This is a genomic window from Streptomyces sp. NPDC096323 (assembly GCF_040302845.1).
GTDB lineage: Bacteria > Actinomycetota > Actinomycetes > Streptomycetales > Streptomycetaceae > Streptomyces.
This window is the reverse complement of record NZ_JBEOSI010000004.1, coordinates 383,752-399,194: the sequence shown is the minus strand read 5'-3', so window position 1 is coordinate 399,194 and position 15,443 is coordinate 383,752. Positions and strand designations below refer to the sequence as shown.

The window sequence follows — 15,443 nt, the reverse complement described above, 5'->3', positions numbered from 1 at the left end:
CAACGAGGACCGATCGTAAGGAAGAAGGCGCAGGCAGCGGCTGCTACAGCGCGTCGATCGCCGTCAGATCGATATCGATGTCGTAGGGAACCGAGAGCTTGAGCCGGTCGTGGTGGACGCCGGTGGAGACATAGGTCTTGTGCATCGCGTCGTACTCGTACGTCCACACCGCGGGCCGGTCGTGCTCGCCGCTCATCTCGACCCGCCAGAAGTGCGGGATGCCCGCCGCCGCGTACTTGGTCGGTTTGGCCGCGCGATCGCGTTCCTCGGAGTCGGGCGAGACGACTTCGACGGCGAGCAGGACGTCAGCGGCTTGGTAGCGGGTCTGCCGGAGGCCCCCTGCGCCGTCCGCCTTCACCACGACGAGATCCGGCTCAGGTACATTTCGCCTGCCCAGTACGACGGCCATCTCCCGGCGCACCCGCAGAGCCTCGGGAACGCGCAGGCGCAGCCCTTGCTCCAGCAAGTACATCGTCAGCGTGTGGAAATTCCGCTGCGGACTCACGAAAACCAGGCTCCCGTCGATCAGCTCTGTGTGCGGCGGGAGGTCAAGCGTGAAGAATTCGTCCACGGTGTAGCCGTCCGTCGGCGGGACCGGCCACTTGGAGCCGTCCGGCTGGCGGTGCGGCGAGTCGGGCAGTGCCTCGGCAGTCATTGGTTCCTCCCATGGACGGGATTCTCGGACCTGCACTCAGCGTACCCAGCCGATACGACGACACCGCCACCCGAAAGCGTGTCCGGGTGACGGTGCGTGTTGACGATCTTGGCGGCGCGGGCCTTAGAACGCGGCCTCGTCCAGCTCCATCAGGGAGTTGTCGACGGCCTCGGCGAGCGCGCGCTCGGCGCCGACGCCCGGCAGGATGTTCGCGGCGAAGAACTTCGCGGCGGCGATCTTGCCCTGGTAGAAGGCGACGTCCTTCGGGGAGGCGGTGGGCAGCTTCTCGGCGGCCACGGCCGCGCCCCGCAGCAGCAGGTAGCCGACGACGACATCGCCGGAGGCCAGCAGCAGACGGGTCGAGTTGAGGCCGACCTTGTAGATGTTCTTGACGTCCTCGCCGGTCGCGGTGAGGTCGGTGATCATCGTGCCGACGATCGCCTCCAGGTCGACGGCCGCCTTCGCGAGGTGGTCCAGCGCACCGGACAGCTCCTCGTTGCCGTGGGCGCCCGCGAGGAACTTCTTGATCTCCTCGGAGAGCGTGTTGAGCGCGGCGCCCTGGTCGCGGACGATCTTCCGGAAGAAGAAGTCCTGGCCCTGGATGGCCGTCGTTCCCTCGTACAGCGTGTCGATCTTGGCGTCACGGATGTACTGCTCGATCGGGTACTCCTGGAGGTACCCGGAGCCGCCGAACGTCTGGAGCGACTGGGCGAGCTGCTCGTACGACTTCTCGGAGCCGTAGCCCTTCACGATCGGGAGCAGCAGGTCGTTGAGACCGTTCAGCGCCTTGGCGTCCTCGCCCGCGGCCTCCTTCTCCTGGATCGCGTCCTGGACGGAGGCGGTGTACAGCACGAGGGAGCGCATGCCCTCGGCGTACGCCTTCTGCGTCATGAGGGAGCGGCGCACGTCGGGGTGGTGCGTGATGGTGACCTTGGGGGCCGTCTTGTCCATGAACTGCGACAGATCGGTGCCCTGGACGCGCTCCTTGGCGTACTCCAGCGCGTTGAGGTAGCCGGTGGAGAGCGTCGCGATCGCCTTCGTGCCGACCATCATGCGGGCGAACTCGATGATGCGGAACATCTGGCGGATGCCGTCGTGCTTGTCGCCGATCAGCCAGCCCTTGGCGGGGTGCTGGTCGCCGAACGTCATCTCGCAGGTGTTGGACGCCTTGAGGCCCATCTTGTGCTCGACGTTGGTCGCGTACACGCCGTTGCGCTCGCCCAGCTCGCCGGTGGTCCAGTCGAAGTGGAACTTCGGGACCAGGAAGAGGGAGAGGCCCTTGGTGCCGGGTCCGGCGCCCTCGGGACGCGCGAGGACGTAGTGAAGGATGTTCTCGGACATGTCGTGCTCGCCCGAGGTGATGAAGCGCTTCACGCCCTCGATGTGCCAGGAGCCGTCCTCCTGCTCGACGGCCTTCGTGCGGCCGGCGCCGACGTCGGAGCCGGCGTCCGGCTCGGTCAGCACCATCGTCGAGCCCCACTGCTTCTCGACGGCGATCTCGGCGACCTTCTTCTGCGCCTCGTTGCCCTCGTCGAAGAGGATGCCGGCGAACGCCGGGCCGGAGGAGTACATCCACACGGCCGGATTCGAGCCGAGCAGCAGCTCCGCGTAACCCCAGATCAGGGAGCGCGGCGAGGTGGTGCCGCCGATCTCCTCGGGGAGGCCCAGGCGCCAGTACTCGGAGTCCATGAAGGCCTGGTACGACTTCTTGAACGTGTCCGGGACCGGTGCGGTGCTGGTCTCCGGGTCGAAGACCGGCGGGTTGCGGTCGGCGTCGGCGTACGAGTCGGCGATCTCGTTCTCCGCGAGGCGGGCGACCTCGTCGAGGATGCTCTTCGCCGTCTCGACGTCCATCTCCGCGAACGGTCCGGTGCCGTACAGCTTGTCGCGCCCGAGTACCTCGAAGAGGTTGAACTCGATGTCGCGGAGATTCGACTTGTAGTGCCCCATGGGAAGGCTCCGTAATCAATAGCAGTGGCGCGCAGCGCCCCGTGGAGGGGTGGCCCGGACGTAGCAGGTGACCTCTCCGATGATGCTACCCGCCAGTAATAAGATGCAACCCCTCAAGGGTCGGATGTGTCCGATTACTCTTTGCCTCATGTACGGCTACGACCAGAACCAGGGCGCACAGCAGCCGATGGGTGGCGGCTACGGCGAGCAGCCGCTGTATCCCGAACCCTCGCCGCCCTCGCTGGGCGACGCGGTACGGGCCTTCACGACCGGCTCGCTGTCCGCCGAGGACTTCCAGCAGGTCTTCGCGACGTCGAAGGTCTATTGCCCGCGCGGCGACAATCCGGGCTTCCTCGCGCTGCACAACACCCAGCAGCCCGTGATCCCGATGTTCACCACGCTCAAGGAGCTGAGGCTGTACGCGGGCAAGGAGTCCAAGTACTTCGTGATCACCGGCGCCGAGGTGATCGACCTGCTGCCCACCGGCTACGGCTTCGTCCTGGACATGGAGGGCGAGCACCGCATGGTCTTCGACGCCAAGGCCGTGGAGCAGATGGTCGACTTCGCGATGCGCCGCATGTACGGCTGATCGCAGGCCCTCCTCGCAAAGGGGTCCGTACCGCTGGGCGGTACGGACCCCTTTCTGCTGCTCCGGCAGGCGCGGGAATGCGGGGCGCCTTGCAGGATGTTCACCATTCAACTAAATTGATTCCAGAACAGTCCCCCCGGAGGTGGCTCCCATGCCCGCAGTGACCGTCGAAAACCCGCTGACCCTGCCGAAGGTCGCCGCAGCCGGCGACGCCACGGCCCGTCCCGTGCTCGCCGTGACCACCGCGCCCACCGGGTTCGAGGGCGAGGGCTTCCCCGTCCGCCGCGCCTTCGCGGGGATCAATTACAAGCACCTCGACCCGTTCATCATGATGGATCAGATGGGTGAGGTGGAGTACGCCGCCGGGGAGCCGAAGGGCACGCCCTGGCACCCGCACCGCGGCTTCGAGACCGTGACCTACCTGATCGACGGCACGTTCGTCCACCAGGACTCCAACGGCGGCGGCGGCACCATCCAGAACGGCGACACGCAATGGATGACCGCCGGTAGCGGGCTGCTCCACATCGAGGCGCCGCCGGAGTCCCTCGTCATGTCGGGCGGTCTGTTCCACGGCCTCCAGCTCTGGGTGAACCTGCCCAAGGCCGACAAGATGATGGCCCCGCGCTACCAGGACATCCGCGGTGGCCAGGTCCAGCTCCTCGCCTCCCCCGACGGCGGCGCGCTGCTCCGGGTGATCGCGGGCGAGCTCGACGGTCACGAGGGCCCGGGCGTCACGCACACCCCCATCACGATGATCCACGCCACCGTGCGCCCCGGTGCCGAGGTGACGCTGCCGTGGCGCGAGGACTTCAACGGCCTCGCGTACGTGCTCGCCGGCCGCGGCACCGTCGGTGCGGAGCGCCGTCCCGTCCACATGGGCCAGACCGCCGTGTTCGGCGCCGGTTCCTCGCTGACCGTCCGCGCGGACGAGACGCAGGACGGCAACACCCCCGACCTGGAGGTCGTGCTGCTCGGCGGCCGTCCCATCCGGGAGCCGATGGCGCACTACGGGCCGTTCGTGATGAACAGCCAGGCCGAACTGAAGCAGGCCTTCGAGGACTTCCAGTCCGGTCGCCTCGGCACCGTGCCGGCCGTCCACGGCATGTGAGCAGTCCTTCGGCCCGCCTGCTGCCGGCCGTCGTGTGACGATGCGTCGCTCATACGGCGGCACAGGCGGGACACCGCTGCCGCGGCGTGGTCGGGTGAGAGGGTGCAGACCCCGAAGCCCCTCCTGCCCGACGGCGCCCGGCGCACGGCCGCCTGGTGCGGAGTCGTCCTGCTGGTCGCCGGTGTCGCGGGGGTCGCCATCTGGCTGTGCGTCACCCTCAAGACCGCCGTCACCCCGGTGCTCCTCGCCCTGCTCGGTACGGCGCTGCTCGGCCCGGTCCACCGGCGGATGACCGCGCACGGCGTGAACCGCTCGGTGGCCGCCGCCCTCACCTGCGCCCTGCTCGTCGCGGTGGTCGGCGGCGCGGCATACATCGTGGTCACCGCGCTCGTGGACACCGGCGACCAGATCGTCCGGTCGCTCAAGGACGCCGGCCAGTGGGTCATCGACCACTTCGGGATCGAGAAGGGCGCGAATGTCGACCACCTCGCGTCCAACGCCGGGAAGCTCTTCGAGAAGTTCGGCGCAAGCGCCGCGGGAGGGCTCCTCAGCGGTATCAGCCTGCTCGGCTCACTCGTCGCCACCAGCGTCCTGGCGCTCCTGCTGACCTTCTTCTTCGTTCGCGACTCCGACCGGGCCGCGCACCTCGCGCACGCCGTCGCCCCGCGCGGCACGGGCGACCTGGTCGAGGCGATGGGACGCAGGGCGTTCGAGGCCGTCGAGGGTTTTATGCGCGGGACCACGTTCATCGCCCTGATCGACGCCCTCTGCATCACTGTGGGCCTGCTGATCCTGGGGGTGCCCGGCGCGGTGGGGCTGGGTGCGCTGGTCTTCGTCGGCGCCTACATCCCGTATCTGGGCGCCTTCATCTCCGGCGCCGTCGCGGTCCTCGTGGCGCTGGCTGACCGGGGGCTGGCGATCGCGCTCTGGGCCCTCGGCGTTGTCCTCGCCGTCCAGGTGCTGGAAGGGCACGTCCTGCAGCCGGTGATCCAGAGCCGTACGGTTCAGATGCACCCCGCCATGATCCTGATCGCGCTCACGGCGGGGGCAAGTGTGGCGGGAATCCTCGGGATGCTGCTCGCGGTCCCGCTGTGCGCCGCCGTCTTCGGCATCATCGGCGAACTGCGCGAGGGCCGGCCGGACGCCCCGGAGGATCCCGCCGCACCGCCCGGGACGCCCGCGCCTTAGGGCCTGTCCGGCGCGTCTCCTACGGCGCCGGGTCCGCCGACTCGTACAGCTCGAACCAGATCGACTTCCCCGAGCCCTGAGGATCCACCCCCCAGGCGTCGGCGAGCATCTCCATCAGCACCAGGCCCCGGCCGCTGGACGCCATCTCGCCGGGCCGCCGCTTGTGCGGGAGTTCGTCGCTGCCGTCGGACACCTCGACCCGCAGCCGCCGCTCCCCGCGCTCACCGGTCGCCTGGGCGGCCATCATGGCGTCGCCGTCCGTGTGCACCAGCACGTTCGTGGCCATCTCGGACAGCATCAGCACGGCCGAGTCGACCTGCTCCGGGTCCGCCCAGTCGTGCAGCATCTCGCGCAGCAGCGTCCGGGCCGCGGCGATCCGCTCCGGCTCGGCCTGGGCGATGGTCAGCACGGTCCGCCGGGGCGTGGCAGGGTGCGCCTTGGAGGCCTCGCGCCGCAGCAGCAGGACCGCGATGTCGTCCTCGCGGCGGTCGGGGAGCGGACCCGTCGTGTAGTGCGAGGGAGGCCCGTGCACGGCCTCCACCAGTGCGTCCGCGAGCTTCTCGAGATCGCCGGTGTGCCGCTCCAGGACCGGTCGGAGCCGCACCCAGCCGGTGGCCAGGTCGTGCCCCCCGGTCTCGATCAGCCCGTCCGTGCACAACATGATCGTTTCCCCGGCCCCCAGCGTGATCCGGGTCGCCGGATAGTCGGCGTCGGCCTCGACGCCGAGCGGCAGCCCGCCCTCGGTCCGGCGGATGACGGCGGTCCCGTCGCCGGTCATGACCACGGGATCGGGATGGCCGGCCCGCGCGATGTCGAGGGTGCCGGTCTCCGGGTCCGCCTCCGCGTACAGACAGGTCGCGAAGCGTGCCTCCGGCTCCTCGCCGTCCTCGTAGGCGTCGGTGAGCCCGGACAGGAAGCGCGAGGCACGGGAGAGCACCGCGTCCGGGGGGTGCCCCTCGGAGGCGTACGCGCGCAGGGCGATCCGCAACTGGCCCATCACGCCCGCGGCCCGCACGTCGTGGCCCTGGACGTCGCCGATGACGAGGGCGATGCGGCCGTTGGGCAGCGGGATCATGTCGTACCAGTCGCCGCCGACCTGGAGACCGCCCCCGGTCGGGACATAGCGGGCGGCCACCGTCATCCCCGGGATATCGGGCCCCAGGGACGGCATCATCGAGCGCTGGAGCCCCAGCGACAGCTCCCGCTCCGTCTCGGCGACTCCGGCCCGGGTGAGCGCCTGCGCGAGCATCCGGGCCACGGTCGTCAGCACCGCGCGCTCGTCCGGCGAGAAGGAGACCGGATGCCGGAATCCGGCCATCCAGGTGCCCATGGTGCGTCCCGCCACGATCAGCGGCAGGAAGGCCCAGGAGCGGCGCCCGAACCGGCGGGCCAGCGGCCAGGTGGCGGGGTAGCGGTCGCGGTAGTCGTCGGGGGAGGGCAGATAGACCGCCCGCCCGGTCCGTACGACCTCGGCGGCCGGGTAGTCGGTCTCCAGCGGCATGTCGCTGAAGGGGCCCTCGTCGCCCATGTTGTGCCCGTGGTGCCCGATGATCGTCAGCCGATCCCCCTCGACCCCGAAAACGGCCAGCCCGTCCGGCGAGAAGCCCGGCATGGAGAGCGAGTAGGCCACCCGCAACACCTCCGCCGTCGACCGGGCCTCGGCCAGCGCCCGCCCCGCGTCCAGCAGGAACGCCTCGCGGGAACGCCGCCAGTCGCCGGTGATCGGGGTGTGCGCCCCGGTGGTGCCGGGCTGCGGTTCGGCGACCTCCTGGAGGGTGCCGACCAGCACGTAGTCCGACTCCCGGCAGCCGTCCTCGTGGGGGAGCGGCTTGGAGCGGCTGCGCACGGTCCGCAGGACCTGGCCCTGCTCGTCCATGATCCGCAGCCGGGCCTCGGCGAGCGTGCCATCGGCGACGGCGAGGTTCACCACCCCGTAGATCTCGTTCCAGTCGACGGGGTGGAAGCGCGAGCGCACCTCCGACTCGCGGAAGACGCCGGGCTCGGCGGGCAGCTCCAGCAGCCGGGCCGCTTCCGCGTCGAGGGTGACTGTCCCGGCCCGGTTGTCCCAGCGCCAAAGACCGGTCGCGGTCGCGGCCAGTACCTCCTCGGTGCGCATTGCCCCACTTTAAACCGGCTTGTGCGTACGGGGCAGTACCGAGGGCGCGCCGACGATCTTGGTCGGGGCAATGACAATGAACCGGCCCGGTCGCGGGCGGTAGCCTGGGGTGGCTGAATCATCCCCAACCGCGAAGACTGGATGAACGACGATGCATCGGTACAGGTCCCACACCTGCGGCGAGCTCCGCGCCTCTGACGTCGGCACCGACGTCCGGCTGAGCGGCTGGCTGCACAATCGCCGAGACCTGGGTGGCATCCTCTTCATCGATCTGCGCGACCACTACGGCCTGGTGCAGCTCGTCGCCCGTCCCGGCACCCCCGGCAACGAGGCCCTGGCGAAGCTGACCAAGGAGACCGTCGTACGGATCGACGGCAAGGTCTCCGCACGCGGCGCCGACAACGTCAACCCGGAGCTGTCCACCGGCGAGATCGAGATCGAGGTCACCGAGGTCGAGGTGCTCGGCCAGGCCGCCCCGCTGCCCTTCACGATCAACGCCGAGGACGGGGTCAACGAGGAGCGGCGCCTGGAGTACCGCTTCCTCGACCTGCGCCGCGAGCGCATGCACCGCAACATCATGCTGCGCTCGTCCGTCATCGCCTCCATCCGCTCCAAGATGGTGGCGCTCGGCTTCAACGAGATGGCGACCCCGATCCTCGCCGCGACGTCCCCCGAGGGCGCCCGTGACTTCGTGGTCCCCTCCCGGCTGAACCCGGGCAAGTTCTACGCCCTTCCGCAGGCCCCGCAGCAGTTCAAGCAGCTGCTGATGATCTCCGGCTTCGACCGCTACTTCCAGATCGCGCCGTGCTTCCGCGACGAGGACGCCCGTGCCGACCGCTCGCCGGGCGAGTTCTACCAGCTCGACGTCGAGATGTCGTTCGTCGAGCAGGAGGACGTCTTCCAGCCGATCGAGAAGCTCATGACCGAGCTCTTCGAGGAGTACGGCAACGGCCGCCACGTGACGTCGCCGTTCCCGCGCATCCCGTTCCGCGAGTCGATGCTGAAGTACGGCAACGACAAGCCGGACCTGCGCGCCCAGCTGGAGCTCGTCGACATCTCCGACATCTTCGCGGACTCGGAGTTCAAGGCCTTCGCCGGCAAGCACGTCCGTGCCCTTCCGGTGCCGGACACCGCGGGCCAGTCCCGGAAGTTCTTCGACGGCCTTGGTGCGTACGCGGTCGAGCACGGCGCCAAGGGCCTCGCCTGGGTCCGCGTCGGCGAGGACGGCACGCTGGCGGGCCCGATCGCCAAGTTCCTCACCGAGACGGACATCAAGACCCTCACCGAGCGTCTGTCCCTCGTCCCCGGCCACGCGGTCTTCTTCGGCGCGGGCGAGTTCGACGAGGTCTCCAAGATCATGTCCGTCGTCCGCGTCGAGGCCGCCAAGCGCGCCGGCCACTTCGAGGACGGCGTCTTCCGCTTCTGCTGGATCGTCGACTTCCCGATGTACGAGAAGGACGAGGAGACCGGCAAGATCGACTTCTCGCACAACCCGTTCTCCATGCCCCAGGGCGGCATGAAGGACCTGGAGGAGAAGGACCCGCTCGACATCCTGGCGTGGCAGTACGACATCGTCTGCAACGGCATCGAGCTGTCCTCCGGCGCCATCCGTAACCACGAGCCCGAGGTCATGCTGAAGGCCTTCGAGATCGCCGGATACGAGGCGGAGACGGTCGAGCGGGAGTTCGCGGGCATGCTGCGCGCGTTCCGCCTGGGCGCCCCGCCGCACGGCGGCATCGCCCCGGGCGTCGACCGCATCGTGATGCTGCTGGCCGACGAGCCCAACATCCGCGAGACGATCGCCTTCCCGCTCAACGGCAACGCCCAGGACCTGATGATGGGCGCCCCGAGCGAGCTGGACGAGACCCGGCTGCGCGAGCTGAACATCCAGCTCCGCAAGCCGGTCGCGCCGGCCAAGGAGAAGGCGGAGGCCAAGGACTCCGTGGCGAGGGACACCGGCGCGAAGTAGGCGTCAGCGGTCCGCTTCGGTTTCACGTGAAACAGCCCCCGGCTCATCCGCCGGGGGCTGTTTCCTGTCCGGGGGGGGCAGTCCGGAGTCGCACAGGAACGCACAGCCCGCGCTCATGCCCCTGCCAGCTGCGCTGCCTAGCCTCCCCCGCATGACAGAGAATCAAGGACCCGCACACAAGAAGGACTTGTCGCGCCGCCGGATGATGATCGCCGGTGGTGCGCTCGTCGCCGCTGCCGGGATCGGAGCCGGGGCCGTCGCCAACGCCTCGACCGGGGAGAGCGGCGGCGAGAAGAAGGCGTCGGGACAGGGCGAGGCGTGTTACCGGCTGACCTCGGAGGCCACCGAGGGCCCGTACTACATCGACGCCGACAAGATCCGCAAGGACATCACCGAGGGCAGGGAGGGCATTCCGATGACCCTCCGGCTCAAGGTGATCGACACCGACACCTGCAAGCCGCTCCCGCAGGCGGCCGTCGACATCTGGCACTGCGACGCCCTGGGCGTCTACTCCGGCTACGAGAGCATGAGCCAGGGCGGCCCCGGCGGCGGAGGCACCCCGCCGAGCGGCGCCCCCACGGACGCCCCCACCGGTACGCCCCCAACCGGCACACCCCCGTCCGGCGGCCCCGGCGGTGGCGGAGGGCACAGCGAACCGACCGACGACGAGCGCTACCTGCGCGGCACCCAGCTCACCGACAAGCACGGCTATGTGGAGTTCGAGACGGTCTTCCCTGGCTGGTACCAGGGCCGGGCCGTGCACATCCACACCAAGGTGCACGTCGGCGGGAAGATGACCGACGCCGGCTACGGGGGCGGACATACCTGCCACACCGGCCAGTTCTTCTTCGCGGAGTCCGCGGTCCTCGACTCGGCGAAGGCCGCACCGTACTCCACCAGCACCACCACCCGGACGACCCTGACCGAGGACACCATCTACGACCAGAGCGGTGTCACGGGCGGGCTGCTGAAGCTCTCGTACCGGAAGAAGCAGATCGAGCGCGGCGTCGTCGGCTCGATCACCGTGGGCGTGGACCCCGACGAGACGCACGACGGAACGGGGATGTGATCACCCAGGACTGATCCAGCCGCACCACCCCGCAGCCTCCTCAGGCCTCCGTTCCCCCGCGGAGACGAAGGGCCCGGCACCGGACATCCACCCCGGTTCCGGGCCCTTCGAGCTGCCCACGGGCACATGGCCGGCCGCATACAAGTACACGAATCACCCGAACGGTGAGACCCGGATGGCCCCGGCGCCGGATTGACGGGCTCCGGCTGCGGCAAAGACTGCCTGGGCCGACCCCGGCGCCGCGCGGACCCCGGCCCGTGTCCGCAGAGCCCCGCGCCCGGCCACCTACCGCTGAGGAGCTCTCCGTGCCCGTGCCCCGTTCGCGCGTTCCGCTGCGCCTCCCGTACGTCGTCTGCGCCGCCTTCCTCCTGCTGCTGGCCGGATGCGGCGCGGGCTCCCTCACCGGCATGGACGGGAACGGCGCCACCACGAAGGCCGCGAGCGCCACCGGCGTCCCGGGACCGCCCGGCGCGGCCGGCGCACCGGGCGCGCCCGCCGCGTCCGCTCAGCCCCGGACCGCCGCACCGCCGCCCCCCTCACCCCCCGCCCCGCCGCGGGAGATCCCCGGGCTCGGGCCGCGGACCCGGGCGCAGATCCCGGCCGGGGCCCGCCAGGCGTTCGTCGTCACCGGCGAGTCACCGGACTCCAACCGCTCCACGGCCGTGCTCTACACCCGGGACGACCCGGCCGTCGGCTGGCGGGCGGCCCTGGCCCCCTGGCCCGCCCACAACGCCCTGAACGGCTGGACGGCCGAGCACTACGAGGGTGATCTGCGCTCACCGGTCGGCGTCTTCACCCTGACCGCCGCGGGCGGCCGCCTCGAACCTCCGGCAACGACCTTCCCGTACGACCAGAGCCCGGACTTCCGGGTGGAGGGCGAGGGCTTCCACGGGGAGCCGCTGGAGGGCTCCTTCGACTACGTCATCGCGATCGACTACAACCGCGTCCCCGGCACCTCCCCGCTGGACCACACCCGCCCGCTCGGCAGCGACCGCGGCGGCGGCATCTGGATCCACGTGGACCACGGCGGCCCCACCCAGGGCTGCGTCTCGGTCACCGAGGACCGGATGCGAGAACTGCTGACCGCGCTCGACCCGGCGAAGGAACCGGTCATCGTGATGGGGGACGCGGGGTCGCTGAGCAGGTGAAAGCGATCGCGCGCCGGGGCGCCGGTCCGTTACCCGGTTCCTGCCCGACCGGTGCGTGAAGAGGCAGGCGTGAGCCCGACGGGGTGCGGTACGAGACGGTGGTGACCGTCCCGTTCGGCAAGACCGTCCGGCTGCCGGACCCGGTGGGCATCGAGCTGGACACCGAGTCGCTCAAGAACTGGGTGCGCTGACCTGGGACACGAGGGAGGGGCGGGACCGAAACGCGGTCCCGCCCCTCCCTCGTACGGACAGCCGTTACGCCGGCTTCTCCTCCAGGCGGGGGAACAGCACCGCGCCCTTCGTCACCGTCGCGCCCGCCGGCAGCTGACCCCACGTGCTCGCGTCCTGCACGCGCTGGTCGGACAGCGCGCCCAGGGACTCCTCGGCGCCGAGGGACTCCCACAGCTTCTGCGAGGTGTCCGGCATGACGGAGTTCAGCAGGACCGCGACACCGCGCAGCGCCTCGGCGGCCGTGTACAGGATCGTCGCGAGGCGGGCCTTGCCCTCCGGCGACTCGTCCTTGGCGACCTTCCACGGCTCCTGCTCCGTGATGTAGCCGTTGACCTGCTTCACGAAGTCGAAGACCGCCAGGATGCCGCCCTGGAAGTCCAGCTCCTCGCCGATCTTCCGGTCGGCCGTGGTGACGGCCTTGGCCAGGCCGTCCCGGACCGCCTGCTCCGGCTCGCCCGAGGCCGCGGCCTCGGGGAGCTTGCCGCCGTAGTACTTACCGACCATGGCGGCGAGGCGCGAGGCCAGGTTGCCGTAGTCGTTGGCGAGCTCGGAGGTGTAGCGGGCGGTGAAGTCCTCCCAGGAGAACGAGCCGTCGCTGCCGTACGCGATGGCCCGCAGGAAGTACCAGCGGTAGGCGTCCACGCCGAAGTGCGAGGTCAGATCCTGCGGCTTGATGCCGGTCAGGTTCGACTTCGACATCTTCTCGCCACCGACCATCAGCCAGCCGTTGGCGACGACCTTGCCGGGCAGCGGCAGGCCCTGCGCCATCAGCATGGCCGGCCAGATGACCGAGTGGAAGCGCAGGATGTCCTTGCCGATCAGGTGCACGTTCGCCGGGAACGTACCGTCGAACTTCTCCTGGTTGGCGCCGTAGCCGACCGCCGTCGCGTAGTTGAGCAGCGCGTCGACCCACACGTAGATGACGTGCTTGTCGTCCCACGGGACCGGGACGCCCCAGTCGAACGTCGAGCGGGAGATCGACAGGTCCTGGAGACCCTGCTTGACGAAGTTCACGATCTCGTTGCGAGCGGACTCGGGCTGCACGAAGCCCGGGTTGGCCGCGTAGAACTCGAGCAGCTTCGGGCCGTACTCACTGAGCTTGAAGAAGTAGTTCTCCTCCTTGAGGATCTCCACCGGCTTCTTGTGGATCGGGCACAGCTTGACGCCGTCCTCGTCCTCCACCAGATCGCCGGGGAGCTTGTACTCCTCGCAGCCCACGCAGTAGGGGCCCTCGTAGCCGCCCTTGTAGATCTCGCCCTTGTCGTACAGGTCCTGCACGAACTCCTGCACACGGTCGGTGTGCCGCTTCTCCGTCGTACGGATGAAGTCGTCGTTGGCGATGTTCAGGTGCTCCCAGAGGGGCTTCCACGCCTCCTCGACGAGCTTGTCGCACCACGCCTGGGGCGTGACGTCGTTCGCCTCGGCCGTGCGCATGATCTTCTGACCGTGCTCGTCCGTGCCGGTGAGGTACCACACCTTCTCGCCGCGCTGGCGGTGCCAGCGGGAGAGCACGTCGCCTGCGACGGTCGTGTAGGCGTGGCCCAGGTGAGGAGCGTCGTTGACGTAGTAGATGGGGGTCGATACGTAGAAACTCTTCACGCCGTCGCCCCCTTGCTTCTCGGATCCAGTGGCCGCCATGGTCGAAATCCTAACGGTCCGGGGGAGATCCCCTCACACCGATAAACCCGTCAGCGGCCGGGGAGGGCCGGACCCGGGCCGGGGTTTCGCTCGTACGTTCTACTGCCATGGCGTACGGCGGTACGGTCACGGCGCCGCCGGGCCCGGAGGGCGGCTCGCCGTGACCGTACGCCGGCCGGTGGATCAGGCCTGGGCGGCGACCCAGGCGGGCAGCGCGGCGAGCGCCTCGCGGTAGAAGGCGGCGTCCGCGACCTCGCGCGGCGCGGGGCCCGCGTGGAAGAAGCCGGCGTTCGGGGCGTCCAGCTTCCGCAGGAAGTCGAAGCCCTTCGCGTCCTCGTCGCCGAACGCGACGAACTGGAAGAACAGCGGCAGCCGTGCCGCGTCCTCGAGCGCCTGGCGGGCGGCCTGCTTGACGTCCGGCGGGCCGTCCGTCTGGAAGATCACCAGTGCCGGTCCGGTGGCCCCGGACTTCTCGTAGTGCGCGACGACCTCCTCGACGGCGCGGTGGTAGTTCGTCCGGCCGAGCCGTCCGAGACCCGCGTTGAGCTCGTCGATGCGGCCCTCGTGACCTTCCAGGCCGACCGTGCCGGTGCCGTCGATGTCCGTCGAGAAGAAGACGACCTGGACGGTGGCGTTCTCGTCGAGGTGCGCGGCGAGCGCGAGCGTGCGGTCGCCCAGGTGCTGGGCGCTGCCGTCCTTGTAGAACGGCCGCATGGAGCCCGAACGGTCCAGGACCAGGTAGACGGTGGCGCGAAGACCGGTGAGGCCGTGCGCCTTCAGCCCGGCCTGGGCGGCCTTGTACGGCCCCACGAGCTCGGGCGCGCGGGCCTTGACCTTGGCGAGCGTGAGCGCGGGTTTGCCAGTGGGGGCTGCGGGGGCAGCGGGGGTGGCGGCGACCGGTTCCGGTGCGGCCGATGCGGGCTCGGCCTCGGCCTCGGGAGCGGGCTCGACGACGGCGATCGGCTCCGGCGCCGGTTCGGGCTCCGGGTCCATGTCGATGGTGAGGGGCTCGGGGGCGGCCTGGGCGGTGACCGGTTCCGGTTCCGGTTCCGGTTCCACGGCGGCGGGGGCCGGGGCCTCGGCCGGAGCCTTGACCGGCTCAGCCACCTCCGCAGCCTCAGCCACCTCCGCGGTCTCCACCACCTCCGCAGCCTCAGCCACCTCCGCGGTCTCCACCACCTCCGCAGCCTCAGCCACCTCCGCGGTCTCCACCGGCTCAACGGCCTTCGGCTTCTTCCGGGGGCCCGAGCCCTGCGACGGAACCGTGGGCGCCGCCTTGGGGGAGGGCGCGGCGGCCTTGTCGAAGGCCTCGGCCACCAGGTCCGCCGCCAGCCCGCTCTCGCCCGTCGTGGTGCGGGATGTGGTGGACCGGGACGTCGTGGACCGGGCCGGTTCCGAAGAGGCCGGGGCCGGCACCGAGGCCTTGGCGGCCGGGGCGGGTTCGGGCATCGACTCGGTCTGCGCAACCGTCTCGTCCACCGTCACCGACTCCGGCTCCGTGGCCCGGGTGCGCTCGCCCTGCGGCGGGACCGTGGCCGTGGTCGGCTCGTCCTGCTCCGTGCGGTCACGGCCGAACACCTTGCGCAGCAAGCTCCGAATGCCCATGGGCGAGGCCTTTCGCATGAGTTGGGTGCGATGAATGTCCGTACTGCGGGAATTGATCCCTGGCCAGGGCGGATACGTAAGGTTAGCGGCCGGATCCGGCCCTTCGTCGGCGCGGCCCGCCTGCGGGACAACCGATCCCCAACTGATTCCGGCTCGAGTCCCGTTGTCGGTTATCAG

The 15,443-nt window shown here is 70.0% G+C and carries 11 protein-coding genes and 2 pseudogenes; 8 read left to right on the top strand and 5 right to left on the bottom strand.

Annotated elements, in window-relative coordinates; genetic code table 11:
- Positions 1–43: 43 nt before the first annotated feature.
- Together ABTX18_RS13135 and ABTX18_RS13130 are read right to left on the bottom strand one after the other, a co-directional pair.
- A complete protein-coding gene (locus ABTX18_RS13135) occupies positions 44–655 on the bottom strand; it encodes a Uma2 family endonuclease (RefSeq protein WP_352122807.1) in 612 nt (203 codons plus the stop codon).
- Between the two features lie 123 nt (positions 656–778).
- The gene (locus tag ABTX18_RS13130) at positions 779–2,605 is read right to left on the bottom strand and encodes an acyl-CoA dehydrogenase (RefSeq protein ID WP_352122806.1); all 1,827 of its coding nucleotides are present in this window, start codon (positions 2,603–2,605) and stop codon (positions 779–781) included.
- A 148-nt stretch (positions 2,606–2,753) separates the two neighbouring features.
- Between ABTX18_RS13130 and ABTX18_RS13125 the strand changes: the two genes are divergently transcribed.
- From ABTX18_RS13125 to ABTX18_RS13115, 3 genes are all read left to right on the top strand, one after another.
- The gene (locus ABTX18_RS13125; RefSeq protein WP_352122805.1) at positions 2,754–3,194 is read left to right on the top strand and encodes an SseB family protein; all 441 of its coding nucleotides are present in this window, start codon (positions 2,754–2,756) and stop codon (positions 3,192–3,194) included.
- Between the two features lie 151 nt (positions 3,195–3,345).
- The gene (locus ABTX18_RS13120) at positions 3,346–4,302 is read left to right on the top strand and encodes a pirin family protein (protein WP_352122804.1); all 957 of its coding nucleotides are present in this window, start codon (positions 3,346–3,348) and stop codon (positions 4,300–4,302) included.
- A gap of 102 nt (positions 4,303–4,404) precedes the next feature.
- Positions 4,405–5,490, top strand: a complete 1,086-nt coding sequence (locus ABTX18_RS13115) for an AI-2E family transporter (RefSeq protein ID WP_352122803.1) — start codon at positions 4,405–4,407, stop codon at positions 5,488–5,490.
- Between the two features lie 19 nt (positions 5,491–5,509).
- On the opposite strand, the gene ABTX18_RS13110 is transcribed toward ABTX18_RS13115, so the two are convergent.
- A complete protein-coding gene (locus ABTX18_RS13110) occupies positions 5,510–7,606 on the bottom strand; it encodes an ATP-binding SpoIIE family protein phosphatase (protein ID WP_352122802.1) in 2,097 nt (698 codons plus the stop codon).
- A gap of 151 nt (positions 7,607–7,757) precedes the next feature.
- Between ABTX18_RS13110 and aspS the strand changes: the two genes are divergently transcribed.
- The 4 genes and pseudogenes from aspS to ABTX18_RS13090 all read left to right on the top strand — a co-directional run.
- The gene (aspS, locus tag ABTX18_RS13105) at positions 7,758–9,575 is read left to right on the top strand and encodes an aspartate--tRNA ligase (RefSeq protein WP_352122801.1); all 1,818 of its coding nucleotides are present in this window, start codon (positions 7,758–7,760) and stop codon (positions 9,573–9,575) included.
- A gap of 151 nt (positions 9,576–9,726) precedes the next feature.
- Entirely contained in the window at positions 9,727–10,644 is a 918-nt protein-coding gene (locus ABTX18_RS13100; protein ID WP_352122800.1) for an intradiol ring-cleavage dioxygenase, read from the top strand.
- 305 nt (positions 10,645–10,949) lie between these two features.
- Positions 10,950–11,792 carry a L,D-transpeptidase family protein gene (locus ABTX18_RS13095; RefSeq protein ID WP_352122799.1) on the top strand — a complete coding sequence of 281 codons (843 nt, stop codon included), beginning with the start codon at positions 10,950–10,952 and terminating at the stop codon, positions 11,790–11,792.
- 71 nt (positions 11,793–11,863) lie between these two features.
- Positions 11,864–11,983 (top strand): annotated as a pseudogene (locus ABTX18_RS13090) (Uma2 family endonuclease); the annotation flags it as partial.
- Between the two features lie 64 nt (positions 11,984–12,047).
- On the opposite strand, the gene metG reads toward ABTX18_RS13090, so the two are convergent.
- A complete protein-coding gene (gene metG / locus ABTX18_RS13085) occupies positions 12,048–13,661 on the bottom strand; it encodes a methionine--tRNA ligase (protein ID WP_352122798.1) in 1,614 nt (537 codons plus the stop codon).
- 47 nt (positions 13,662–13,708) lie between these two features.
- Between metG and ABTX18_RS13080 the strand changes: the two are divergent.
- Positions 13,709–13,896 (top strand): annotated as a pseudogene (locus ABTX18_RS13080) (two-component sensor histidine kinase); the annotation flags it as partial.
- Here ABTX18_RS13080 and ABTX18_RS13075 read toward each other — a convergent pair.
- Complete coding sequence (locus ABTX18_RS13075) at positions 13,845–15,266, bottom strand: VWA domain-containing protein (protein WP_352122797.1); 1,422 nt, start codon at positions 15,264–15,266, stop codon at positions 13,845–13,847. The pseudogene ABTX18_RS13080 and the gene ABTX18_RS13075 overlap by 52 nt on opposite strands.
- Positions 15,267–15,443: the final 177 nt, after the last annotated feature.

What these genes read in the sequence shown, in the direction of transcription:
- aspS (WP_352122801.1), top strand. Translation starts at nt 7,758, where the DNA reads ATGCATCGGTACAGGTCCCACACCTGCGGCGAGCTCCGCGCCTCTGAC.
- ABTX18_RS13100 (WP_352122800.1), top strand. Translation starts at nt 9,727, where the DNA reads ATGACAGAGAATCAAGGACCCGCACACAAGAAGGACTTGTCGCGCCGC.
- ABTX18_RS13120 (WP_352122804.1), top strand. Translation starts at nt 3,346, where the DNA reads ATGCCCGCAGTGACCGTCGAAAACCCGCTGACCCTGCCGAAGGTCGCC.
- ABTX18_RS13125 (WP_352122805.1), top strand. Translation starts at nt 2,754, where the DNA reads ATGTACGGCTACGACCAGAACCAGGGCGCACAGCAGCCGATGGGTGGC.
- ABTX18_RS13130 (WP_352122806.1), bottom strand. Translation starts at nt 2,605, where the DNA reads ATGGGGCACTACAAGTCGAATCTCCGCGACATCGAGTTCAACCTCTTC.
- ABTX18_RS13075 (WP_352122797.1), bottom strand. Translation starts at nt 15,266, where the DNA reads ATGGGCATTCGGAGCTTGCTGCGCAAGGTGTTCGGCCGTGACCGCACG.
- ABTX18_RS13135 (WP_352122807.1), bottom strand. Translation starts at nt 655, where the DNA reads ATGACTGCCGAGGCACTGCCCGACTCGCCGCACCGCCAGCCGGACGGC.
- metG (WP_352122798.1), bottom strand. Translation starts at nt 13,661, where the DNA reads ATGGCGGCCACTGGATCCGAGAAGCAAGGGGGCGACGGCGTGAAGAGT.
- ABTX18_RS13110 (WP_352122802.1), bottom strand. Translation starts at nt 7,606, where the DNA reads ATGCGCACCGAGGAGGTACTGGCCGCGACCGCGACCGGTCTTTGGCGC.